Source organism: Streptomyces sp. NPDC002742 (assembly GCF_042888885.1).
GTDB lineage: Bacteria > Actinomycetota > Actinomycetes > Streptomycetales > Streptomycetaceae > Streptomyces.
The window spans coordinates 296,526-321,097 of record NZ_JBIAQF010000004.1 but is presented as its reverse complement, the minus strand read 5'-3'; the positions used below and the strand labels follow the sequence as shown (position 1 = coordinate 321,097).

The following is a 24,572-nucleotide window of genomic DNA, read 5'->3' as shown; positions in this document are numbered from 1 at the left end:
TGGACGGCTAGCTCGTCGCGTTCGTGTCGCGGCGCACCGACAGCAGGTCCTCCAGCTGCTCCTCACGGGCCTGGGCGGCCACGAAGAGGAGTTCGTCGCCCGCCTCCAGGGAGTCCTCCCGTGAGGGGGTCAGGACGCGGGTGCCGCGGATGATGGTCACCAGCGAGGTGTCCTCCGGCCACGCGACGTCGCCGACGGTCGTGCCCGCCAGGGCGGACTCCGGCGGCAGGGTCAGCTCGACGAGGTTGGCGTCGCCGTGGCTGAAGCGGAGCAGCCGAACCAGGTCGCCGACGCTGACGGCCTCCTCGACGAGGGCCGACATCAGCCGCGGGGTGGAGACGGCGACGTCCACGCCCCAGGACTCGTTGAACAGCCACTCGTTCTTGGGGTTGTTCACCCGGGCGACGACCCGCGGTACCCCGTACTCGGTCTTCGCGAGCAGCGAGACCACGAGGTTGACCTTGTCGTCCCCCGTGGCCGCGATGACCACGTTGCAGCGCTGGAGCGCCGCCTCGTCCAGGGAGGTGATCTCACAGGCGTCGGCGAGCAGCCACTCCGCCTGCGGTACGCGCTCGACCGAGATGGCGGTCGGCGCCTTGTCGATCAGCAGGATCTCGTGGCCGTTCTCCAGCAGTTCGCCCGCGATCGAGCGGCCCACGGCACCGGCACCGGCAATGGCGACTCTCATCAGTGACCCGCCTCGTCTTCAGGGCCCTTGGCGAACGACGCCTCGACCTTGTCCACCTCGTCGGTGCGCATCATCACGTGCACCAGATCGCCCTCCTGCAACACCGTCTGCGAGGTGGGCAGGACCGCCTCACCCAGCCGGGTGAGGAAGGCGACGCGTACGCCCGTCTCGTCCTGGAGGCGGCTGATCTTGTGGCCCACCCACGTGACGGAGGCGTGCACCTCGGCGAGCTGCACACCGTCCGTGGGGTCGCGCCACAGCGGCTCGGCGCCCGAGGGCAGCAGCCGGCGGAGCATCTGGTCGGCCGTCCAGCGGACGGTGGCGACGGTCGGAATGCCGAGGCGCTGGTAGACCTCGGCGCGGCGCGGGTCGTAGATGCGGGCGGCGACGTTCTCGATGCCGAACATCTCGCGGGCCACCCGGGCGGCGATGATGTTCGAGTTGTCACCGCTGGAGACCGCCGCGAACGCGCCCGCCTCCTCGATGCCCGCCTCGCGCAGGGTGTCCTGGTCGAAGCCGACTCCGGTGACACGACGGCCGCCGAACCCGGAGCCCAGCCGCCTAAAAGCGGTGGGGTCCTGGTCGATCACGGCGACCGTGTGCCCCTGTTGCTCCAGGTTCTGGGCAAGCGCGGAACCCACTCTTCCGCAGCCCATGATGACGATGTGCACGACCGTCCTTCCGCATGTGAATGGTTACGGCTCAGGCTAAACAGGGTCTCAGACCGCCGCCCAAGCTACACAGGCGCGGTCGGCCGGGGGCACCCTTGCGCAGGTTCGCCTGCGGTTTTTCGCGGAACGTCGTGGGAACGCCGGTGAAGGCAGGGGTTCAGCGCCGTGTGATGCTGCGGACACTGGCGCGGGTGAGGATTCCGAGGCCGATCAGTCCGAGGGCGGCGCCGACGAACTCCGCGCTCAGGTGCATGGGTCCTCCAGGGTGGTGAGGTAGAGGGGTTTTGTCATATAGACACGTGGAGCTCCCGGGCCGCGGAATCCGCAGCCGGAGACCGCCCCGATTTCACCCGGAGAGCAGATGATGTGCCGAAGTGGGACGGCGGGTGGGCGCCCGCCAGTTCGAACCCTTACGATTCCCTGTTGTGTCCAAACTGACCGACGTGCCCAAGCGGATCCTCATCGGGCGCGCACTGCGCAGTGACCGGCTGGGCGAAACGCTCCTGCCGAAGCGCATTGCCCTCCCCGTCTTCGCATCCGACCCGCTCTCCTCCGTGGCGTACGCGCCCGGCGAGGTGCTGCTGGTCCTTTCCATCGCGGGCGTGTCGGCCTACCACTTCAGCCCCTGGATCGCGCTCGCGGTCGTCGTGCTGATGTTCACGGTGGTCGCGTCCTACCGCCAGAACGTGCACGCGTATCCCAGCGGGGGTGGCGACTACGAGGTCGCCACCACCAACCTCGGTCCGCGGGCCGGTCTCACCGTCGCCAGCGCGCTGCTCGTCGACTACGTCCTCACGGTCGCCGTCTCCATCGCCTCCGGCATCGAGAACCTCGGCTCGGCGGTTCCCTTCGTGGTGCAGCACAAGGTGGCCTGCGCGGTCGCCGTCATCGTGCTGCTCACGCTGATGAACCTGCGCGGAGTCAAGGAGTCCGGAAAGCTCTTCGCGATTCCGACGTACGTCTTCGTCGCGGGCGTCTTCATCATGATCGCCTGGGGCGCGTTCCGCGGACTCGTGCTCGGCGACAGCATGCACGCGCCGACCGCCGAGTACCACATCAAGGCCGAGCACCAGGGGCTCGCGGGCTTCGCCCTCGTCTTCCTGCTGCTGCGCGCCTTCTCGTCCGGCTGTGCGGCGCTCACCGGCGTCGAGGCGATCTCCAACGGTGTCCCCGCCTTCCGCAAACCGAAGTCGAAGAACGCCGCGACGACGCTCGCGGCGATGGGCCTGCTCGCCGTCACCATGTTCTGCGGCATCATCGCCCTGGCCATGACCACCAAGGTGCGCATGGCCGAGAACCCCGCCACGGACCTGATCCACAACGGCGTGGCGGTCGGTGCCGGGTACGTCCAGAACCCGGTGATCTCCCAGGTGGCCGAGGCCGTGTTCGGCAAGGGCAGCTTCCTGTTCATCGTGCTGGCCGCCGCCACCGCGCTCGTCCTGTTCCTGGCCGCGAACACCGCGTACAACGGCTTCCCGCTGCTCGGTTCGATCCTCGCCCAGGACCGCTACCTGCCGCGCCAGCTGCACACCCGCGGAGACCGCCTGGCCTTCTCGAACGGCATCGTGCTCCTGGCCGGCGCCGCGAGCATGCTCGTCATCATCTACGGGGCCGACTCGACGCGCCTCATCCAGCTCTACATCGTCGGCGTCTTCGTCTCCTTCACTCTCAGCCAGACCGGCATGGTCCGCCACTGGAACCGCCATCTGGCCACCGAGACCGACCAGGCCAAGCGGCGCCACATGGTCCGCTCCCGGGCGATCAACACCTTCGGCGCCTTCTTCACCGGACTGGTCCTGGTCGTCGTCCTCGTCACCAAGTTCACGCACGGCGCCTGGGTCGCCCTGCTCGGCATGGTGATCTTCTACGCGACGATGACCGCGATCCGTAAGCACTACGACCGCGTCTCGGAGGAGCTGGCCGCCCCCGAGGGACCGTCCGACGACAGCGTCCGCCCCTCCCGCGTCCACTCCGTCGTACTGGTCTCCAAGATCCACCGCCCCGCGCTGCGCGCCCTCGCCTACGCCAAGCTGCTGCGCTCCGACACGCTTGAGGCGCTCAGCGTCAACGTGGACCCGGGCGAGACCAAGGCCCTGCGCGACGAGTGGGAGCGGCGCGGCATCGACGTACCGCTGAAGGTCCTCGACTCGCCCTACCGCGAGATCACCCGGCCGGTCATCGAGTACGTGAAGGGCCTGCGCAAGGAGTCGCCGCGCGACGCGGTCTCCGTGATCATCCCCGAGTACGTGGTCGGCCACTGGTACGAGCACCTGCTGCACAACCAGAGCGCCCTGCGCCTCAAGGGCCGGCTGCTCTTCACACCGGGCGTCATGGTCACCTCCGTGCCCTACCAGCTGGAGTCCTCCGAGGCCGCGAAGCTGCGTGCCCGCAAGCGGCAGGACTGGAACGCGCCGGGTGCGGTGCGCCGGGGACCGGCCCACGAGCGGCACAAGGAGCACAGTCCGAAGGTCTAGCCAGGACCTGTCCGGCCGATCGCGCCGCGGACGCGGGGTCCGGCAGGCCGAAGGAGACGGCCGGAAGGTCTGACGGGCCCGAGGGCGGCACAGCCCGGAAACCGACGGGCGCGGGAAGCACGCCGGAAGCACGTAGACTGGTGGGCTGTTGTCCGGCTGTATCCCCCTTCTCATCTGGAGTCACCCCACCATGCAGGCAGAACCGAAGAAGTCGCTGGTGGGGGAAGAGTACGAGGTCGAGATCGGCCCCGTGGCACACGGCGGGCACTGCATCGCCCGGACGGACGAGGGCCAGGTCCTCTTCGTCCGGCACGCCCTGCCCGGTGAGCGTGTCGTCGCCCGGGTGACCGAGGGCGAGGAGGGCGCGCGCTTCCTGCGCGCCGACGCCGTGCGGATCGTCGACGCCTCCAAGGACCGCGTCGAGGCACCCTGCCCGTACGCGGGCCCCGGCCGCTGCGGAGGCTGCGACTGGCAGCACGCCAAGCCCGGTGCTCAGCGCCGGCTCAAGGGCGAGGTCGTCGCCGAGCAGTTGCTGCGCCTCGCGGGCCTCACGCCCGAGGAGGCCGGCTGGGACGGCACGGTGATGCCCGCCGAGGGCGACAAGCTGCCCCCGGGCGAGGTCCCGGCCTGGCGCACGCGCGTGCAGTACGCGGTCGACCCGGACGGCAACGCCGGACTGCGCCGCCACCGCTCGCACGAGGTCGAGCCCGTCGAGCGCTGCATGATCGCCGCCCCGGGCGTCACGGAACTCGGCATCGAGGACCGCGACTGGTCCGGTATGGAGGCCGTCGAGGCGATCGCCGCGACGGGTTCCCAGGACCGCATGGTGATCCTGGAGCCCCGCCCCGGCGCCCGCCTGCCCCTCGTCGAGCTCGACAAGCCGGTCTCCGTGATGCGGGTCGCCGAACAGGACGGCGGCATCCACCGCGTCCACGGCCGCGCGTTCGTGCGCGAGCGCGCCGACGGCCGCACCTACCGGGTCGGCAGCGGCGGCTTCTGGCAGGTCCACCCGATGGCCGCCGACACCCTCGTCAAGGCGGTCATGCAGGGTCTGCTGCCGCGCAAGGGCGACATGGCGCTCGACCTGTACTGCGGTGTCGGCCTCTTCGCGGGCGCCCTCGCGGACCGGATCGGCGACCAGGGCGCGGTCCTCGGCATCGAGTCGGGCAAGCGCGCGGTGGAGGACGCCCGGCACAACCTCGCCGCCTTCGACCGCGTCCGCATCGAGCAGGGCAAGGTCGAGGCGGTCCTTCCGCGCACCGGCATCTCCGAGGTCGACCTCATCGTCCTGGACCCGCCCCGCGCGGGCGCCGGCAAGAAGACGGTCGAACACCTGTCGTCGCTGGGCGCGCGAAAGATCGCCTACGTGGCCTGCGACCCGGCGGCGCTGGCCCGCGACATCGCGTACTTCCGCGACGGCGGCTACAAGGTGCGGACGCTGCGGGCGTTCGACCTGTTCCCGATGACGCACCACGTGGAGTGCGTGGCGATTCTGGAGAAGGTCGCGAAGGGCCTCTGAGCCGCTGGTTCCTGCTGCGCGCACTCCGGGCGGAGAGCGTACGTGCGCAGGCCCCTGCTCGGGTGCTGCCGCGGCGAACCGAGATCGATGATGTTCGCGAGGTCTCCCTCGGAGACCTCGTCGTCGGGGTGCTCGGAACCTTGCCCGGGTCACCCGGTGGTGAGTCCTGGGTGAGGTCGTTTCTCGGGTCCTGCGGGGCGCCGCGAGGAAGGCCGGGTGGCGGCGTCGGCCGCGGCGCCCGACCGGTCAGGTCACCTCGGGCCGGAGGTCGCGGCACAGCGTCACGTCAGTCCTCGTCCTCGACGGTGGACCAGCCTTTCGCGGCGATACGGCCTCGCAAGTCCTCGATCCTTCGCCGGGAAGGCTTGTTGCCGGTGCAGGCATCGGCGGCTTCGTTTCGGGCGACGTGCGGATCCAGGCCGAAGGCCGCGTGCAGGGCCACGCCCAGGTTCCTTTCCGGTAACTCGCGGGAAAGGATCACCAGGAGGGGGTAGTGGTCATCGTCGTCGACCCCGTCGGGAAAGACGTCGATCAGTTTTCGCACGACTTCCGCCAACTCGGGGTTGTCCTCCAACATCATTTCCCCCTCCAGGGTCGCGTCGGCCGACGTGCGCAGTGAGCCGTGGTTGTCGGCCCGACCGTTCGGTGCAGGGTCCCGCGCCTTGCCGTACGGGTCGAGGCCGCGCCGGGTGATGGCCGGCGGGGCGTGGTGCCGTTCATCGGACCGTTGCCCTGCGGAGTGGTCGGCCGATTCCTCCCTCGCCGGAGCGGAGGGTGCTCGGTAGTGCCTCGCGGTCAGGCGTCGTCTCCGGGTAGCGCCGAGAGGAACGCGTCGATGTCCTGGCGGACGTAGCGCGAGACGTCGGTCAGGACGGCGACGGTTTCCCTGAGCGCGTGAGCCGGCCCCGGGGCCGCGGCCCAGACCTCCGGCCTTCTGCTGATGACCGCGTACAGCAGGTCGTCGTCGAACCGGCCGCCCTCGGCTCGCCCCGGCGCGGTGTCCCGCAGAATGTCCACGGCCAGGGGCAGCAGCCAGGGCAGCCCCACGTCCTGCCCGATCAGCCGGGCCAGTTCGTGCGGTTCCAGGGTCGCGACCGGCCGACGCCGCAGCTCGTACACGTTCCGGACCATGGGGGTCGTGTCCGCGGGAGGAACCGGCCAGCGCAGGCCCTCCAACTCCTCGAGGGAGCTACGGCGGTCGAAGTCTTCGGGCATCGTCGGATCCTCTCGTGCTCCGCCGCTGCGGCGCGGAGGCGTTTCTTCTGGAGTAGATCAAGTCCTGCGAGGCGAAGCCCTCAGGACCGCCGGGAAGGGAATGCCGCCGGCTCAGCGTGCACGGGGGCGGCGGGAGATCGCCTGCGGGAGACTCCCTGCCTTCCAGTAGCCGTCGAGGATCCTGAGCAGGCGCTCGGGGTCGCGGAAGACTTCGGCGATCCGGTCGCCGTGTTCCGCGAGGAGCGGGTCGCTGTTGACCATCCTGCGGCCGGCGCCCGTGAAGGACGACGAGTAGGCGTGGCAATCGCCGCACCACAGGTAGTTGATCCATGACGGTTCGGTCCGGCCGTACTTCTCGTGGTGGTAGTCCCGCAGCGCGGCGTGGCCGCAGAGCGGGCAGACCCGTTCGGTCAGGGGCAGGTGCAGTTGGGCGCCGAGCGCCTCGAGGTGATGTTCGTCGTAACGGCGGATCATGGATCGGACCTCTCTGGGGTGCAGGGCGCCGGGGCGGCGGGGTCGAGCCGTCCACGCGGTCGTCGATCTCGGTTCCGGCGAAGGTGACCGGGTCCACGTCGATCGACTCGGCACCGCCGCCCGGCGCGTGTCCTTGCCGGTGTCGATGATCGAGGACAACCGGCCGTTGCGGGTGTCCAGTTGGACGGTGGCGTGCCAACCGCTGCGGCACTCGTCGCCGGAGTCCTGCGCGGTCGGCTCGGCCTGCTCGACGCGGAGCAGGCCGAGCCGGTGAACCGCAGGCGGCCGAGCGCATGCGGTCAGTCGCGGCGGATCAGTTCCGGGTCGATGCGCCGTCCTGCGAGCGGGAGTGTGCCGACGGCGGAGGCGGCCGCCACGCCCGCTGCCGCGAGCGCGAGCACCGGGACGCCGGCGAAGTCCCAGTAGGTCTCGCTTTCCCCGGTGACCAGATAGCAGGACTCGGCGAGCTTGCCCGTCACGAGCGCCAGCGCGAGCCCGATGCTCAAGGGGAGTACGACCTGTACGCACTGCACGGCTCGCATCGTCCGGGCCCGTGCTCCGATCAGCGTGATGGCGGTGACCTGCGCGCGCCGCTCCACCGCCCGGTCGGTCGCCGAGACGACGAATGCCGCGGTCCCGATGACCAGACCCATGATCATGCCGACGGCGAGCAGGGTCTTGAGGACGGCGATCTGCTGGAAGCCCTCGATGTTCACGCCGATGGGTTCGACTTCGGTGGTCGGGGCGACGGCGGCGATACCGTCGAGGACCTTGCGGACCCCGTCATGGTCGGAGCTGCTGGTGAGGACGTAGCGCGCCCCCTTCGGACGGGCCGTGGCGGGCAGTGCCGACGGCGGGATGAGCACGTCCGCTCCGAGGACCGCCGACGGGTCGTACGCGCTGTAGGAGATGGCGTCGCGCGGAAGTCTGATGTTCAGGTTCTTGCCACGACCGCCCTCCTGCATACGGAAGGGAACGGTGTCGCCAGGGCGCGCTTCCTGGCCGGAGCCGACGTTCGGGTCACTGAGCCGCATCACCTTGCCGTCCACACAGCCCTCGGAGTGCCGTACCAGCCTGGTCAGCTGGTCGCAGGTGGCGACGACGGCGCTGGCCCAGGGCTGGTCGGCGGAACCATCGGGGACGGTCCAGGATTCCATCGTCAGCGCGTGCGCGCGTACCCCCGGTAGGCCGGCGACTTCGTGCAGCTGCCGTGTGGTGAGCGATGAAAGGGGGATGGAGTAGTCCTGCACGGGAGCGGACGGCCGGGTGATCTGCTCCAGCTGGATGAGGACGCCCTGGGCGAGGGAGGCGGAGAAGACGAGCAGCACGAGGCCGGTGACGACCCGCATGGTGCTGCCCGGCTCGACCTCGTTGCGGCGCATCGCCAGGTTCAGGGTGAGGGACTGGGTGGTCCGCGCCAGTCGGCGGGCGAGGGCGTAGGAGATCAGGGGCAGCGTCAGAACCAGCCCCAGGCCGGTCAGCAGAATGCCTGCCGGTATCAGGAGGGCGTTCGGGCCGAGGCTGTCGGCGGGGTGGTCGGTGAAGCCGGTGGCGCAGTAGCCGACGACGATGCCGAGGCCGGTCAGCAGGAGCAGGGCGCCCCACTTGGCGGGGCGTTCGGGTGCGGCGCTGCGGCGTACCGCCAGTGGACTGGCGGCGGCATCGCGTGCGCCGGCACGGCCGGTGAACCAGGCGAGGAGCGGGCAGCCGATCAGACACGTGGCGACGGTCGTCGTGGACAGCGCGCCATCGGCGGGGTACCACCTCAGACCGGGCAGTCCCGTCCGGGTCATCAGCTGGTTGAGGACCCAGTACTCGCCCAGGCCGAGAATCGCGCCGAGCAGGGCGGCGACGACGGTTTCGGCGGCGTTGACCCGCTGGGTGCCCTTGGTGCTCAGGCCCAGCAGACGCAGGGAGGCGAGGCGGCGGTTCCGGCTGGCGGCGGAGAGCCGGGCGCAGACGGAGAGGAAGATGCCGAGGGGGAGCAGGACCAGTGTTCCCAGGGCGAAGCGGATGTAGGTCAGGGTCGAGGGTTCGACGGCGGGGGAGGGGGCGTAGGAGTATCCCCAGCCCTTCAGGGCGCGGCCCTCGTCGGCGATCTTGTCGCGTGTCGTGCCGATGTAGGCGAACAGCTCGTCGGGGCCGACGAGACCTGCCGCGCCGATCAGGCCACTCTCGTGGCCTGGCAGGAGTCCCTTGGCCGCGGGCTGGTCACGCAGCAGGTCGTGCGCGCGGGGGGAGAGGAACACCTCGCCCGGGTCAGGGAGTTCCTTCAGCCCTGGCGGGACCTTGTCGGTGCTCTTGGTCCCCTTGGCGATGAACACCCGGGTGAACGCCTCGGAGCCGTAGGGGTCGGTGCGCTGGAGGAGCAGAGTGGAACCCGCGGGCTGCGCGGAAGCGGTCTGCGGCTGTCGCGCGGCGGCGCGGCTGTCGTGTGCGTCGAGGATCTGCGGGATGGTGAGGACGAGGGCGAGGCAGCAGACTCCGAGGGAGCCGCCGGCCGCCATGAGGAAGAAACGTACGCGGCTGCCGCGGCCGGCGCCGAACAGCAGTCGCAGACCGAGCTGGAACTCCCTCACGCCGCCTCCCGGGGGGTGAGGACTCCGTCGGACATCGTGTAGTGGCTGTCCGCCTTCGCGGCGGCGGCGGGGTCATGGGTGACCAGGATGACGGCGGTGCCCTGTGAGCGCGCCAGATCGAGAAATTCTTTCAGTACGGCGGACGCGCTGGCGCTGTCCAGGGATCCGGTCGGCTCGTCGGCGAACACGACGGCCGGGCGGTGGACCAGGGCCCGTGCGACGGCGACGCGTTGGCTCTGACCGCCCGACACCTGCGACGGGCGGCGCTCGCGCAGTTCGCCGAGTCCGAGCCGGGTCAGGACCTCGCCCGCGGTCGCGAGCGCGGGCCGCTTGCGCTGTCCGGCCAGACGCAGTGGCAGGGCGGTGTTCTCCTCGATGGTCAGTTCGGGGAGGAGTTCGCCGTACTGGAAGACGAAACCGAAGCGTTCACGGCGCAGCGTACTGAGCTCGTCGTCGGTGAGATCGCCGAGCGACTGCCCTTCGAACCGCACCTGTCCGCGCGCTGGAGGCAGCACTCCGGCGAGGCAGTACAGCAGCGAGGACTTCCCCGAACCGCTCTGTCCGGTGATGGCCGTGACCTCCCCTCGGGAGATCGAGAGGTGGGCGTCGCTGACGGCCGGGTGCTTGCCGTAGGAGAGGTCGACACCCTTGGCGGAAAGGACTTCTGACGTACTGATGGCTTCCCCCAAAGAAGCGACCGGGCCCAGAGGGTCAGCCTGGGCCCGGTACTTGGCGATGTGCTGTTGCTTGCGCCTGGTGGTGCTCGGTGGCCGAGCTGCTCCGATGGTCGAGTCAGAGCGGGATGAAAACTAACATCGCCCAAATGGCGGGAAGATGACGTTCTGTATGATCTTGACCTGTCTGTTCGGTCTCTCAAGTGGGGTTCTTTGCGAAACCGTTGCTGTTTCCGGCCGGGGTGCACGGCGGCGGGTGGGGGCGTCGGCATCGAGGTCACGACGTGGACGGGCTGCGCTTCCCCGTGGCACGCAGGTCCTTCCGCACCTTCCACCGGCGGCGGGCCTTTCGGAGGCGGTGCTGCTTCCGCGCGCGACAAAGCCCCGACGGGAATGCGCCATCGGGACCGAGAGCGCGTGGCTCATGGCCTCTCGTGTGCCCGGCTCAGTCGTGCGGCACTTCCTCGATCACGGTCTCCTTGAAGCGCCACGAACCCCGGTTGCCCGTCGCCTCGGCACGCAGGCCCATCTCCCAGGCGATCCGGGCGGCTCGTCGCTGCGGCAGGCCGGGGTAGTCATCGGGCTGGACCTTGATGTAGCCGCGGCGGTCGGCGGGGTACGTGCGCAGAGCCTCGCGGAGCCTCTCCTCCTGCGCTTCCCGCGTGGTGTGGTTCCCGGTGACGGCCTTGCACGTCCTGCGCATGCCGGCCGACGGCTTACCGTGGTCCCGCCGCCTCGCGGTGTCCGACCCTCGCCAGGCCGTCCAGCCGACGGCGCCGAGTGCGGCAAGCGCGAACGCACCTGATCCGAGCGACTCGCCCGTCGCGTCCGCCTGGCCCGGTGTCCGGGGGCGGAGCTCGCCCCGGGGGTCCTCGAGCACGGTCACTCTCCGGCCGATGCCGTAGCGGTCGGACGTCGTCTTCATGGCCGGCCCCGGCACCCTGGTGCCGTCCTGATGTTCCAGCGTGTAGTTGTAGTCGCGGCCCTTGCGCCCTTGGGCCGGGTCGAGCCACTTCTTCACGACGGTGGCCGTGACCTTCTCCCCGCGCCGCTGCAGCGTGAGATCGTCGCGTGCCATGGTGGCGACGTACACGGACATCAGCGAGGTGATCACGATGAACAGCGCCGTGTACGTGCTGGACTCCTTGGCGCCCAGCTTCCGGATCAGCAGGGTGAGCAGCGCCCCGTGCACGATCCACAGGGGCACCAACAGGGCGGGACCGTATTCGTCCGCCAGGAGGAACAGCCCCGCGATCGCCGCGAGCACGTAGCAGCCGATGCCCACCGCGAGCGGGACGGGGTGACGCGTACGCCTGTTCCGCGCCTCATCGATCCGCATCACGGTCCGTCCCCTGCGCGAGGGTGCCGGTCGGAGGGGCCGGGCGGTGGTGGCGGTGGCGGGGGTCCGACCCGGCCGATCCGTTGCTGGTCGTGGAGATCCACCAGCCGCCGGTTCTTCTCGTACCGGCGCTTCATCCATCGAGGGATCAACGCCGCTGTCACAGCCAAGGGGACGGCGAACACCACCAGCACGGCGAGCGCGGCGCCCGGCCGGTCCCGCAGTGCTCCTGCGACGATGAAGCACCCGAGGCTGAGCAGCGCGACGACGAGGGCAGAACTCTTTGCCCCGTCGGCTTCGTAGGCGGTGACACCCCGGCGCGCCGACGTCATCTCTTCGGCCGTGACGGGCCGGACCGTGCCCGGCTGTGCGGCGGGGGCGTCCCACGCCGGCAGGAGTGGGCCTCCCGCGCGCAGGCGCTCCTGAGTCCGCTGGGCACGTTGTCGAGCTGCCGGAGAATCGTTCCGGACGAAGACCAGACGGACCGCGCTCTTGCTCGGCATCTCGGTTGCCCGGAGGTCGTAGCCGAAGTCGTAGCCGATCGCCGTGATCTTGTTGGAGTGGCGGCCTTCGAAGCCGCCGAGGAGGAACTCGACGTGGCCTCGCCCGTCGAAGCGGGACGATATTTCCGGGTCTTTCATCGTGCGGCTCACTCTGGACTCCTGTTGAGGTGGGGTTGCGCAAGTAAACCAACGCCATCCATGGGGCAAATGGTGACACCACCCGAGATTCCGTCAGGACAGGGCAACCGGTGCTCACCTGGGACCACTTGAAGCGGTCCGGCCGTTGCCGTCCAACGCCTTGCCGCGCGCTGCTCCCGCGCTTCAAGCGGCCGATCCCACTCCCGATGGTGCGGGTCGGCGCCCGCGCGGTGGAGGTATCCGCACGGTGCCCCGGCGGAGCGCAGGGAGCGTCGGCGAGGGATGCGGAGCCGCGACGAGGCGGAGCCCCCGTTTACCCGGGCGGGCGAAAAGACGGGCGAAAATCGGACATCGCGGGGGGTGAGGGATGCCGTTCCGGGAGGATGGACCCACGATGACAGTCCAGACTCCCGGCCATGATTCCGCCGACTACACCCCTTTCGCCCACCTCACCGTCCCCAACGCCGCCCTCTACCGGCAGGTGATGCGGGCCTTCCTCGTCGCCAAGGAACGGTTCGCGGTGCATCTGCGGCCGGAGGACGTGCACGCCGCGATGGGGGCGGGGAACAGGCCGACCGACGTGGAGGCGGTGGTGAAGTCGCTGGACAGTCTCGTCGGCTGGGGCAATCTGCGGGCGGATCCGGACACCGCGCGGGTGACCGCGGTCGAGGACTTCTACCGGAAGCGGTACATCTACCAGCTCACGCGGGCCGGCGAGGCGGCCGAGGCGGCGCTCGGGACGTACGACGAGGTGCTGGGGCGGCGGGGTGAGCTCCAGGCGGTCGCGCTGCACGACATCGTCACGCAGTTGCGGGCGCTGCTGGTGATCGCGGCCGAGGACGAGCCCGACCCGGCCAAGGCCTACGTCGCCCTGTCCGTGCTGACGGCGCGGTTCACCGACCTCGCGGACAACGCCCGCGCCTTCATGGGGTCCCTCCAGCGCACCATCGACCTGCACGACATCGAGGTCGAGGCGTTCCTCGCGTACAAGGACCGGCTGATCCAGTACCTGGAGCGGTTCATCCAGGACCTCATCACGCTCGGCGGGCGGATCGCCCTGCTGATCGGGGAGTTGGAGGATCAGGGCAGGGTCGGGCCACTGCTGGGCCTGGCCGCGGTCCGGGAGGCCGCCGACGCCGCTCCCGAGGACGCCGAGCACGCCGAGGCGGCGGCGCGGGAGAAATGGGCCGCCCGGTGGTCCGGGCTCGCGGAGTGGTTCGTGTCGTCGGAGGAGCGTGCGTCGCAGGCCAGGCTGCTGCGCGGGCGAGCCCTCGGATCCATTCCTCAACTTCTGTCAGTCGTACGGCAGTTGAATGAACGGCGGGCCGGGCGTTCGGACCGTTCGGCCGACTTCCGCGCGCTGGCGCGCTGGTTCGCCCAGGCACCGGACGACGAGACGCGGCACCGGCTGTGGCGAGTGGCGTTCGGGCTGCACTCCTCCCGGCATCTGACCGTGGACGCCGACACGCTGGCCGAACGGGCCGCCTCGCCGGAGCCGGCCTCGACCCCGTGGCGCGAGGCACGACCGCTGCGCATCAGTCCCCAGCTGCGCCGTACCGGAAGCTACGAGCGGCGCGGCAAACCACGCAGGGTGGCTGACCGGAGCGAGGCGAAGCGCAGGCTCGCCGCGATCGCGGCCCGGCAGGCGGGGGAGGCCGGAGAGGCCCGGAACCGGCTCATGACGGGCGGGCCGGTGCGGCTGTCCCGGCTGGAAGAACTCGACCCGCTCGCCTTCCAGTTGTTCCTGAGCCTGCTCGGCGACGCCCTCGCCACCTGGCGGCCGGGCATGACGAGCACCGCGGCGACCAGTGGGGACGGCTCGATGGAGATCCGGCTGACCACGCCCGGTGACGGCTCGACGGCCGAAGTGCGCACACCGGACGGGGTGTTCAGCGGACCCGATCACCTGATCGACATCGTCGACCTCACGGCGGGGGAGAACCCCTCCGCCGTGGCGTCCGCCGGCCCGGTCCGCGCCCCGGCCGAAGCGAATCCGTGGGCCGCCGTGCCGGTTCCCCGGGCGGACATCTCCCAGCGGCTCTCCCGGGCCACCGCCCCCTCGGAGAGGGAACGATGACCGGCCTCCTCGCCGAAGTGCTGGACGGCCAGCGCGAGGCCGATCTCCAACGGGCCGCGCGAGCCCTGCTGAAGGAGCCCCTGCTCACCGCCGACGGGCCGTACGCCGACGCGTTCCGGCTGGTGCGCCGCCACTCCGCCGAACTGCGGGAGTGGTTCGAGCGCAACGTCGGCTGGACGCTGCGCACGGACGCCGACGCCGCACGGCTGCGCAAGACACCGGGCACCCTCGGCGACGCGACGCACCCGGCCCGCGAGGCTGGCCGGGCGGCGCTGCCGTTCACCCGGCGCCGCTACGTCCTGCTGTGCCTGACCCTGGCCGCACTGGAGCGGGGCGAGTCGCAGGTGGCGCTCGGACGCCTCGCCGAACAGGTCGTGCTGGCCGCCGCGGACCCCGAACTCACCGCCGCCGGAATCACGTTCACCCTGGAGCGACGCGACGAACGCCTCGACCTCGCCGCCGTCGTACGACTGCTGCTGCGACTCGGAGTGCTGCGACGGGTGGCCGGCGACGAGGACGCGTATGTGAGCGGATCGGGCGACGTGCTCTACGACGTACGGCGGCGTGTGCTGGCGGGGATGCCGGCCGCCCGGCACGGTCCGTCCCTGATCGGATCCGAGGGGTTCGAGGAACGCCTGGTGGAGATGACGGCGCAGACCGCGCTCGACAGCGACGAGCTGAGGTTCCGCGCCATCCGCTGGAAGCTGACCCGCCTCCTCCTCGACGACCCGGTGCTCTACTACGACGACCTGACCGACGAGGAACTGGTCTATCTCACCCGGCAGCGCGGCTTCATCACCGCGCGCATCGGCGAACTGACCGGACTGGTCGCGGAGATCCGCGCCGAAGGCATCGCCATGGTCGACCCGCACGACGAGCTCACCGACGTACGCATGCCGGAGCAGGGCACACACGGACACATCACCCTGCTGCTCGCCGGATACCTGGCGCGGGCCGACAGGCCGGTCACTCCCTACGAACTCGCGTCCAGGGTGCGCGAACTGGCCGCGGAACACGGTGGTTTCTGGGCCAAGTCGGCGCGAGAACCGGGAACGGAGCACGAGTTGGTGGAACAGGCCCTGGAGAAGATCGTGGCGCTGGGACTCGCCGAGCGCACGGAACAGGGCGTCGTGCCCAGGCCGGCCCTCGCGAGGTACGCGGTCGGCGAGCCCGCGGTCAGGGAACCGGGACGCGTCCGGAGCCCCGCTGTCGTACCGGACCCGATCGTGGAGGACGAAAGGTGAACCGCGCCGTGACCACGCTCCCCAGCCCCACGCCCGGCCGCTGGCGGCCCCTGCGCATCGGGCTCGTCGACCTGTTCCACTACGACGTGGAGGAGTTCTGGTTCCGCGACGGCCGCCTGCTGCTACGAGGCAACAACGGCACCGGGAAGTCGAAGGTGCTCGCCCTCACCCTGCCCTTCCTGCTCGACGGAGACCTCTCCGCCCGCCGCGTCGAGCCCGACGGCGACCCGGGCAAGCGGATGGAATGGAATCTGCTCCTGGGCGGCGAACACCCGCATCCGGAACGGCTCGGCTACACCTGGATCGAGTTCGGACGGCTCGACGAGACCACGGGAGAGCCGTACTTCCGTACGCTGCTCTGCGGACTGAAGGCGGTCGCCGGACGCGGTATCGCCCGACACTGGTTCGCGGTGACGGACCAGCGGATCGGTGCCGGTCTCGATCTGCTCGACGCCACCGGCACGGCCCTGTCCCGGGACCGTCTCGCGGAGGCCGTCGCGGGACACGGCATGGTCTACGACACCGCCAAGACATACCGCCGAGCGGTCGACGAGGCGCTCTTCGGGCTCGGCGAGCGGCGCTACGGGGCACTGGTCGACCTGCTGATCCAGCTGCGCCAGCCGCAACTGTCCAAACGGCCCAACGAGGCCGCCCTGTCCAGGGCCCTGACCGAGGCGCTGCCGCCGATGGACCAGGCGGTCATCGCCGACGCGGCCGAGGCGTTCAGGTCGCTGGACGAGGAGAAGGAGGAACTGCGGGCTGCACGTGAGGCGGAACAGGCGTCGTCGGCGTTCCTCGACCACTACCGGCGCTACGCACGCATCGCCTCCCGGCGCCGGGCCCGCCTGCCCCGAAGCGAACACGCCCGCTACGAGCACCTCCAGCGTGAACTCCTCAAGGCGCAGGCCGACCGCGAGCAGGCCGTGACGGACCGGAAGGACGCCAGGGAAAGGGCAGCCGCACTCGACGAGCGGGCAGCGCGGCTGAGCGCCCAGGACGCGGCCCTGCGGACCGGACCCGAGATGCGCGACGCCCGCGAGCTCGAACAGGCGGCGGCCGACGCCTCCCGTACGGCAGGGGAACGGGCGCGGGCCGAGGAGGACCGGCGGACGGCGGCCGAGGCCCACACCCGGGCCCTCGGCAGGCTCACCACCGCGAGCAATCGGCGCAGCGCGGCGCACAAGGCACTGGACGACGTCCGGGGCCGGGTCGACGGGACCGCCGCGACGGCCCGGCTCGACTTCCCCCGGACCGAGGGAGCTCCCGAAGCGGCCCTGCGCCGGGAGGCGGACGAGGCGACAGCGCGCAGGCGGCGCGCCGTCGCGCACGTGGAGGAACTCGCCACCCGGGCCGAACGCGCCGAGGAGGCCCGCAGGGCGGCCGGGCTGCGGGCCGACGAGGCCGACGAAGAGGTCCTGCACAGCGGCGAACGGCTGGCCGAGGCCGAGGAGAACGCAGCAGGGGCGGGGCGCGCGCTGATCGCGGACGTGCGGGAACACCTGTCCCGCTGCGCGGAGTTGCGCCTGCCGGGGTTGCCCGGCGTCCTGGACGCGGTCCAGAGCTGGGTGAGCGGTCTGGACGGCCCGCACCCCGCGCTCACGGCGGCGGCCGAGGCCCATCGCGCCCACGCGTCCGGCCTGGCCGACCGGGCGGCCGCTCTGGCCCACCGGGAGGCGGGGCGCGCGGAGCGGCAGCGTCTCGCGGCCGAGGAACTCACCGATCTCGAAAGGGGCGGGCAGCGCGGCCCGTCGGCCCCGTACACCCGCACACCGCATGTCCGGGAACGGGGTCCCGGCGCCCCGCTGTGGCGGCTCGTCGACTTCCGGCCCCATGTCACCGAAGCCGAACGTGCGGGACTGGAAGCCGCGTTGGAGGCATCGGGGCTCCTCGACGCCTGGGTGCGTCCCGACGGGTCCGCGCTGGCCGCGGACGGCCACGACGTGCTGCTCGATCCGGCGGACCCGTTCGGTGGAGCAGGCCTCGACCACGCGCTGTGCCCGGCCGTCGACCACGCGGACCCGGGGGCCGCCGCCGTGGGGGAACGGACGGTCGAACGCGTGCTCGCCGCGATCGGGCTGGCGGAACAGGACGGCGTCGGGCCCGGTGCGACCCCCTGGGGAGTCGAGGGCAACGACACCTGGGTCTCCGTGCACGGCCGATTCCGCGTCGGCGCGCTGACCGGCAGCTGGGCCAAGGACAGCGCCCAGTACGTGGGCGAGGGGGCGCGGGAGCAGGCGCGGCGGGCCCGGATCGGTCAACTCCGCCTCGAATGCGGTGTTCTGGAAGTCGAGCGGGAGCAACTGGCCGAGGAGCGGCGCGCGGTGGCCGAGCGCCGCCGGATCCTCGACGCGGAACTCGCCTCGGTGCCGGGTGACGACACCCTGCGCCAGGCCCACGCGCGCGTCACCGCCGCGACCGACGCGGTCCACCGGGCGCGTACCAGGCACCGTGAGCGGACGGCGGACCTGGCCCGCGCGGACGCGGCCGCACACCGGGCCGCCGCCGAACTCACCGAAACCGCGGCCGACATGTCGCTCCCCGCCGACCGGCCCGGACTGGCCCTCGTGCTTCAGGCGCTCGCCGATCACGCCGCCCATCTCGCGGCACTGTGGCCGACGTTGAGGGAACGCACGGAGGCCGAACACACGGTCGCGGCCGAACAGGCGGAGACCGAACGGGCCGAACTCCGGGTCCGTGAACTCGCGCTGCGCACGGAGGAGGCGACCCGGCTCGCCGCCGCCGCGGACGAGCACCTCACCACCCTGCGCTCCACGGTCGGAGCGGCCGTCGCCGACCTCCAGCGGCGGCTGGAGGCGACGACCGCGGCCCTGCGCGACTGCGAGAGCGAACGAGGGCGGGCCCAGGAGGACATGGGCGAGGCGGACCGGCGCGCCAGCCACGCCGAGGGACGCATCGAGCAGCTCGGCGAGGGTGTCACGGAAGCGACCGCCGCCCGCGAGCGGGCCGTCGCGGCCCTGCGGCGGTTCGTCTCGACGGGACTGCTCGTCGTGGCTCTTCCCGACATCGTCGTACCGGACGGCGACGGTGAGGCATGGGCGGCGACCCCGGCCGTCAACCTCGCCCGCGCCATCGAGTCCCGGCTGTCCGCCACCGACGACTCGGACGCGGCCTGGGAACGCGTACAGAAGCGGCTGAGCGAGGAGTTCAGCAGACTCCAGGACGCGCTGTCCCGGCACGGACACACCGCGACGGCCCGGACGGGCGAGGACGGCATGCGGGTGGACATCGTCTACCAGGGCCGCGAACGCGCCGTCCCCGAACTCGCCGAAGCCCTTTCCGCGGAGGTCGCCGAACTGACCCGCATCCTGTCCGCGCACGAGCGCGAGATCCTGCAGACCCATCTGATCACCGAGGTCGCCGGCACGCTTCAGGAACTGATCGGTGCCGCCGAACGACAGGTGCGCGCCATGAACAGGGAGCTGGAGGAGCGCCCGACCTCGACGGGAATGAAGCTGCGGCTGGTCTGGCGGTCGTCCCGCCGGGCCCCGCAGGGACTGGCCGCGGCCCGTGAACGGCTGCGTCAGTCCGCCGACGCCTGGTCACCGCGGGACAGGGAGGCGGTCGGCGCGTTCCTCCAGGAGCAGATCGCGCGCCGCCAGGCCGACGACAGTACCGGCAGCTGGCTGGAGGACCTCACCGCGGCCCTCGACTACCGCGCCTGGCACGAGTTCGGCGTCGAACGCCACCAGCACGGCAAGTGGGTACCGGCCACGGGGCCCGCCTCCGGCGGCGAACGGGTACTCGCGGCGTCCGTGCCCCTCTTCGCCGCGGCGTCCTCCCACTACGCGAGCGCGGGCGGCTCCCACGCGCCGCGCCTGGTCACCCTGGACGAGGCGTTCGCGGGAGTCGACGACGACTCCCGCGCCAAGTGCCTCGGACTGCTGCGCGCGTTCGACCTCGACGTCGTCATGACCAGTGAACGGGAATGGGCCTGCTATCCACAGGTGCCCGGGATCGCCATCGCCCAGCTCTCCCGCGTCGACGACATCGCCGCCGTCCTGGTGACCCGGTGGGAGTGGGACGGCCGCGACCGGCGGCGCGGCACGGGGCCCGACGGGCAGGTGAACACCCCGGGGGACCCGGTGCCTGCTGTCGGCCGGCCAAAGGCGCCGGGTGGAGCTGGAGTCGGGGCGGCCGGTGGCGCCGTGGCCGGGGCCCCGGGTGGAGTCGCGGTCGGGGCCCCGGGCGGGGCGACGGCGCCGTCCGCCGGGCAGGGGTGGGATGCCGCCGTGGACGGCACCGGGGACCAGGACCAGGAGTCCTTGTGGACATGAATCCTCCCGTGCCGCGTTCCTCGGCGACCGGGAGTTCGGCACGGACGGATCGACCGGATCGACCCGATCGACCCGATCGACCGAACCAACTGGATCGACCCGATCGACCCGACCGTTCGGACCGGCTGGATCGACCCGACGGACCCGACGGACCCGACGGACCCGACGGACCCGACGGACCCGACGGACCCGAGGGACCGAATCGACCGGTCCTGTCTCGGGATCCCGTGGGGCCGGAGAACAAGGCGGGTGTCGTGGAAGCCGCGCCACCCACGGCACCTCAGGACGTCGAACCGGGCGATGTCGAACGCCTCGGACGGCTGCTCGGTGATCCCGGTCTCGCCTGGCTCGTGGAGCGGGCCCGGCAACGGATGGCCCGCGGCCGCGCGCTCACCGGCCCGGTCACCCTGTCCCACCCCACCGAATCCCAACGCCGTGCGACCGAGAGCCTGTTGGGGAGGGCGCCGCAGGCCGGGCGCTCCCTGACGGTTCGCCTCGACACGGTGGACCTGGTCCTGCGCCGCTCCGGTGCCGGCCGTGACGGACTGGCGGCCGCTGTCGTGACCCTCACCGGCCCCGTCACGCTGCGCGCCGAGGCGCGGGACAAAGAGGCGCGGGCGTGGGAAGTGGCGTACGCCCCGCTGGGCACCCTCGGCGCCGAACTCGCCGACTGGGCGGGACGGATACGCAACGACGGGCTCGTACGGCGGCTCGCGCACACGCCGGAGGCCGCCGGCTCCCTGGTGGAGGCCGCCGTGCGGGCGCTGCGCTCGCTGCCCGTCGTACCCCCGACATCACGCGCGACGTTCGCGGCGCGGAACCTCTCGGGCGCGCATGCCCTGGACGAGGGGACGCCGCTCGCTACTCTCGTGCTGTCGGGTGTCCGCTCCCTCACGGGTTTCCCGGACGGCGCCGGTGCCCAGTGGCGACGGGAAGCGTGGGCGTCCGCCGGTCTGCTCAAGGACGACGTGTCATCGACAGTCCTCTGTCTCAACCTGCGGGGCACCCCGTCCCTCGACTGGATGGCCGACGCCGGTGAACCAGCGGTCCTCACCCTGCGCTCCCTCACCCGTCACCCCCGGGTTCCCGCCGTCCCGGCGACGGGAACCGTCCACGTCTGTGAGAACCCCGCCGTGTTGTCCGCCGCCGCCGACATGTTCGGCCCGGCCTGTCCGCCCATGGTGTGCCTCCAAGGTCAGCCCTCGGCCGCCGCGCTCACTCTGCTGCGGGGCCTCACCACCCAGGGAGCGGGCCTTCGCTATCACGGAGACTTCGACTGGGGCGGTGTGCGTATCGCCACGGCGCTGCGGCGCGGTGTCCCCTGGCTGCCGTGGCGCTACACGGCCGCCGACTACCGGACGGCGGCGGCCGGCCTGGGCGAGGCCGCCCAGGCGCTGACGGGCGCGCCCGCCGCCACTCCGTGGGATCCCGCCCTGGCCGTCACCCTCGCCGAACTCGGGGTCCGGGTCGAGGAGGAAGTGGTACTCGACGCGTTGCTTGCAGACTTGGAGCGGCACGGGCATTGAACGGCAGGGACATTGAGCGGCAGGGACGTTGAGGTGCGGGGGCGCGGAGCGGCAGGGACGTTGAGGTGCGGGGGCGCAGAGAGGCAGGCGCGGAGCGGCGGGGGTGTTGACGGGCTGACGCGCTGAGGCACGGGAAGCGGTTCGACGCGTTCCAGCAGGAGCGCGGTATCGCGCGCAACACGCCGACCGACCGGCTCCGCCGACTGGTCGACGAGGGACTCATGGAGAAGCGCTCTTTCCTCCGCCTCCTCTTTCGCCCCGCCTCCACTTTTCCTCCGCTTCGTTCGGGCTTCCGTTTCGACTTTCGCTCCCGGCCCGTGTGGCGGGGCGGTTTTCCTTGACAGGTCAGTCTATCTACGCAACTCTCAAGGTCAGAGACCTGGAACGGGATGTCCCCTCGGGGTGAGAGGAAGGCCGGAGACTCATGGAGTGGACGGGTGCGCGCTACGCGGACCAGCCGACGGTCGAGGTGCGGACACGGATCGACGCTCCACCGCGGCGCGTGTGGGAGCTCGTGTCCGACATCCAGCTGATGCCGGAGCTGAGCGCGGAGCTCCAGTCGGTCGAGTGGCTCGACGGCGCGAAGGGGCCGACGGTCGGCGCCCGCTTCGTGGGGCGCAGCAGACACGAGTCGCTGGGGGAGTGGGAGACCACCTCGTACGTGGTGGAGTGCGAGCCGTACCGGGCGTTCGCCTGGGCGGTCGCGGACCCCGAACACCCCAGCGCTGTCTGGCGGTTCGGTCTGGAAGGGGCGGAAGGCGGCACCGAGCTGACCCAGTGGATGCGGATGGGGCCCGGCCGTTCGGGGCTCTCCCTCGCGATCGACCGGATGCCGGAGAAGGAGCAGAAGATCGTGTTCGTACGGCTGAGGGAGTTCGAGCGGAGCATGACGGAAACCGTCGCGGCGATCCGGAAGCTGGCCGAAAGCGCGGAAGGGGCGGGTGTGTGATGCGTACCTCCACGACGATCGAGGCGTCGTCCGGCGATTGGCGGGAGACCGTCGACTTCGTGGTCGAGGCCGAGAAGCTCGGGATGGACATCTGCTGGGTCGCGGAGGCCTGGGGCTCCGAAGCCCCTTCTCCGCTGGGCTACTTGGCGGCGCGGACCGAGCGGATGCTCCTCGGTTCGGGGATCATCCAGCTCGGGACCCGCACCCCGTCGGCCATCGCCCGTGCCGCGATCACGCTCTCCAACATCTCCGGCGGGCGCTTCCTTCTCGGCCTCGGTCCGTCCGGCCCCCAGGTCATCGAGGGACTGCACGGCGTGCCGTTCGCGCGCCCGCTGTCCCGGATGCGGGAGACCGTGGAGATCGTCCGGCAGGCGGTCGCCGGGGAGAAACTCTCGTACGAGGGAAGGGAGTTCACGATCCCGCTGCCCGGCGGCGAGGCACGGCCCATGCGGATGTCCATGCGCGCCGAGCACGACCTGCCCGTCTATCTCGCCACGCTCTCGCCGAAGATGCTGCGACTGACGGGGGAGGTGGCGGACGGCTGGCTGGGCACCAGTTTCGTGCCCGAGGGCGCCAAGGAGGCGTACTTCGACCACCTCGACGCGGGCCTCTCGGCGGCGGGCCGAAGCCGCGCCGACCTCGATGTCTGCCAGGGCGCCGAAGTGGCCTTCGCCGAGGACGAGGGCGCGCTGCGCGCCATGGTCGCGGGCCGGAAGAAGGAACTCGCCTTCAGTCTGGGCGGGATGGGCTCCGCCACCACCAACTTCTACAACTCCGCCTACAGCAGGCAGGGTTGGGCGGAGATCGCAGCCCAGATCCATGAGCGCTGGCAGGCCGGGGACCGGGACGGCGCCGCGGAACTCGTGACCGACGAGATGGTCCTCGGCACCACCCTGATCGGCACCGAGGACATGATCCGTGAACGGCTCCGGGTCTGGCGCGCGGCCGGGGTCGACACGGTTCGCCTCTACCCCGCCGGTGAGACCCTCGACGAGCGGCTCACGACATTGGGGCGCGCACTGGATCTCGTATCCGCGGAGAATCTGGTCAGTGCCGAGGAGCCGGCTGCCGCCGAGCAGTCGGCCGCGGTGCAGAAGCCGGTCGCCGTCCAGAAGCCTGTCACCTTCGGGGAGTCCGTCTGACCTGCGACGCGCTCTGACCGGCGACGCGCTCTGAGTGACTTGCTCTGACCGGATGACTTGCTCTGTCGGGTGATGTGCTCGGAACCGAACGCTTGCTGCGTCAGGCTGCTACGGGCAGGGGCGACCGTGTCCGTGGCTCGGTCCGTCCTCCGCGAACTGTCGGCCGGATTCGAGGCGGGCAACCCCGTGTCCGCCGCCGGCCCCGTGTGCCCCGCCGACGGTCCCGGAGGTGACGGCCGGCCGGGCGGCGGCCGGCCGTCACCCGGTCGGCGGAACCCCCGTGGCGGGGGAGGGGCCGGTGGGCGGATGCTCGAAGTCCCCAGTGCTTCTGGCACGGGGACGGCCAGCGGCCGACAGCGCATCGAGGTGGTCGAGCATGAGCCAGGATTCTTCGAAGCCTCCGAGCACCCCGCCCGGCAGTGGCACGGGATCCCAGCCGAGCGGCGGCGACATGCCGTTGTGGGGAGACCAGTGGTCCGGTGCCGCGCCCGCCTCGGGAGGCATTGGGCCGCCGCCCTCGGGCAACAGTGGCTGGGTGGCCGGCGGTGCCACCTTCGCCGGTGTGCTCCTGTTGGTGAACGGCGCCCTCAACATCCTCCAGGGCATCTCCGCGATCGCGAAGGACGACGTGTACGCGCGCGTGCACGACTACGTCTACCGCATCAACCTCACCGGCTGGGGCTGGATCCTGCTGATCCTCGGAGCGGTCGCAGCCGTCACCGGCTGGGGGATCCTCAAGGACGCCGGGTGGGCCCGCGTCACGGGTATCGCGCTTGCCTCGCTGAGCATGCTCTTCCAGTTCATGTTCCTGCCGTACGCGCCCATCTGGTCGGTCATCATGATCGCCATCGATGTCTTCATCATCTGGGCACTGGCCTCGTACCGGCCCGACGCCCGGCAGCCGCGCTGACGCACCCCTTTCGTCCCGTCGCCGAACGAGCGCCGCCGAGAAGGGGGCTGTCGTATGCCGTCGAACCCCACGCCCACGAACCCCACGCCCACGAACCGCACCGAGCGGAACGAGACCCGCCATGGATGACGTGATCGACCGGAAACGGGCAGACG

General features: G+C 71.2%; 18 protein-coding genes. 9 read left to right on the top strand and 9 right to left on the bottom strand.

Translation table 11 applies throughout. The features are described from left to right. Positions 1-7 precede the first annotated feature (7 nt). Together ACFYW8_RS08815 and ACFYW8_RS08810 are read right to left on the bottom strand one after the other, a co-directional pair. Positions 8-688 (bottom strand): TrkA family potassium uptake protein, encoded by a 681-nt coding sequence (locus ACFYW8_RS08815; RefSeq protein ID WP_261707696.1) that lies wholly within the window; start codon positions 686-688, stop codon positions 8-10. After that, on the bottom strand, positions 688-1,359 hold the full coding sequence (locus ACFYW8_RS08810; protein WP_389069347.1) for a potassium channel family protein: 672 nt from the start codon (positions 1,357-1,359) through the stop codon (positions 688-690). Before ACFYW8_RS08810 ends, ACFYW8_RS08815 begins: the two co-directional genes overlap by 1 nt. A gap of 425 nt (positions 1,360-1,784) precedes the next feature. Between ACFYW8_RS08810 and ACFYW8_RS08805 the strand changes: the two genes are divergently transcribed. After that, positions 1,785-3,833, top strand: coding sequence for an APC family permease (locus ACFYW8_RS08805; RefSeq protein ID WP_365869009.1), 2,049 nt, complete (start codon positions 1,785-1,787; stop codon positions 3,831-3,833). Between the two features lie 190 nt (positions 3,834-4,023). Beyond that, positions 4,024-5,352 carry a class I SAM-dependent RNA methyltransferase gene (locus ACFYW8_RS08800; RefSeq protein WP_389069344.1) on the top strand — a complete coding sequence of 443 codons (1,329 nt, stop codon included), beginning with the start codon at positions 4,024-4,026 and terminating at the stop codon, positions 5,350-5,352. A 286-nt stretch (positions 5,353-5,638) separates the two neighbouring features. Here ACFYW8_RS08800 and ACFYW8_RS08795 read toward each other — a convergent pair whose 3' ends face one another. The 7 genes from ACFYW8_RS08795 to ACFYW8_RS08765 form a co-directional block, all read right to left on the bottom strand. After that, entirely contained in the window at positions 5,639-5,932 is a 294-nt protein-coding gene (locus tag ACFYW8_RS08795) for a hypothetical protein (RefSeq protein WP_365868959.1), read from the bottom strand. Positions 5,933-6,147: 215 nt separating this feature from the next. After that, positions 6,148-6,567, bottom strand: coding sequence for a contact-dependent growth inhibition system immunity protein (locus ACFYW8_RS08790; RefSeq protein WP_389069342.1), 420 nt, complete (start codon positions 6,565-6,567; stop codon positions 6,148-6,150). A gap of 111 nt (positions 6,568-6,678) precedes the next feature. After that, positions 6,679-7,041, bottom strand: coding sequence for a hypothetical protein (locus ACFYW8_RS08785; RefSeq protein WP_389069339.1), 363 nt, complete (start codon positions 7,039-7,041; stop codon positions 6,679-6,681). 299 nt (positions 7,042-7,340) lie between these two features. Beyond that, the gene (locus ACFYW8_RS08780; RefSeq protein ID WP_389069336.1) at positions 7,341-9,620 is read right to left on the bottom strand and encodes an ABC transporter permease; all 2,280 of its coding nucleotides are present in this window, start codon (positions 9,618-9,620) and stop codon (positions 7,341-7,343) included. Beyond that, positions 9,617-10,309, bottom strand: a complete 693-nt coding sequence (locus ACFYW8_RS08775) for an ABC transporter ATP-binding protein (RefSeq protein WP_389069334.1) — start codon at positions 10,307-10,309, stop codon at positions 9,617-9,619. Before ACFYW8_RS08775 ends, ACFYW8_RS08780 begins: the two co-directional genes overlap by 4 nt. 430 nt (positions 10,310-10,739) lie before the next feature. Then, positions 10,740-11,633: a hypothetical protein gene (locus ACFYW8_RS08770; RefSeq protein WP_389069331.1), complete on the bottom strand. Its 894-nt coding sequence runs from the start codon at positions 11,631-11,633 to the stop codon at positions 10,740-10,742. Next, entirely contained in the window at positions 11,633-12,286 is a 654-nt protein-coding gene (locus ACFYW8_RS08765; RefSeq protein ID WP_389069329.1) for a hypothetical protein, read from the bottom strand. Before ACFYW8_RS08765 ends, ACFYW8_RS08770 begins: the two co-directional genes overlap by 1 nt. A gap of 382 nt (positions 12,287-12,668) precedes the next feature. On the opposite strand from ACFYW8_RS08765, the gene ACFYW8_RS08760 reads away from it, so the two are divergent. From ACFYW8_RS08760 to ACFYW8_RS08730, 7 genes are all read left to right on the top strand, one after another. Continuing rightward, positions 12,669-14,351, top strand: coding sequence for a TIGR02677 family protein (locus ACFYW8_RS08760; RefSeq protein ID WP_389069326.1), 1,683 nt, complete (start codon positions 12,669-12,671; stop codon positions 14,349-14,351). After that, the gene (locus ACFYW8_RS08755) at positions 14,348-15,595 is read left to right on the top strand and encodes a TIGR02678 family protein (protein ID WP_389069323.1); all 1,248 of its coding nucleotides are present in this window, start codon (positions 14,348-14,350) and stop codon (positions 15,593-15,595) included. Before ACFYW8_RS08760 ends, ACFYW8_RS08755 begins: the two co-directional genes overlap by 4 nt. Before the next feature lie 8 nt (positions 15,596-15,603). Continuing rightward, a complete protein-coding gene (locus ACFYW8_RS08750) occupies positions 15,604-19,890 on the top strand; it encodes a TIGR02680 family protein (protein WP_389069321.1) in 4,287 nt (1,428 codons plus the stop codon). 254 nt (positions 19,891-20,144) lie between these two features. Continuing rightward, positions 20,145-21,416 carry a TIGR02679 family protein gene (locus tag ACFYW8_RS08745; RefSeq protein WP_389069319.1) on the top strand — a complete coding sequence of 424 codons (1,272 nt, stop codon included), beginning with the start codon at positions 20,145-20,147 and terminating at the stop codon, positions 21,414-21,416. A gap of 424 nt (positions 21,417-21,840) precedes the next feature. Further along, positions 21,841-22,365, top strand: coding sequence for an SRPBCC family protein (locus ACFYW8_RS08740; RefSeq protein ID WP_389069316.1), 525 nt, complete (start codon positions 21,841-21,843; stop codon positions 22,363-22,365). Further along, positions 22,365-23,507, top strand: coding sequence for an LLM class flavin-dependent oxidoreductase (locus tag ACFYW8_RS08735; protein WP_389069314.1), 1,143 nt, complete (start codon positions 22,365-22,367; stop codon positions 23,505-23,507). The genes ACFYW8_RS08740 and ACFYW8_RS08735 overlap by 1 nt, the downstream gene beginning before the upstream one ends. Before the next feature lie 376 nt (positions 23,508-23,883). Then, positions 23,884-24,417, top strand: coding sequence for a hypothetical protein (locus ACFYW8_RS08730; RefSeq protein WP_365868933.1), 534 nt, complete (start codon positions 23,884-23,886; stop codon positions 24,415-24,417). The last annotated feature ends 155 nt before the right edge of the window (positions 24,418-24,572 follow it).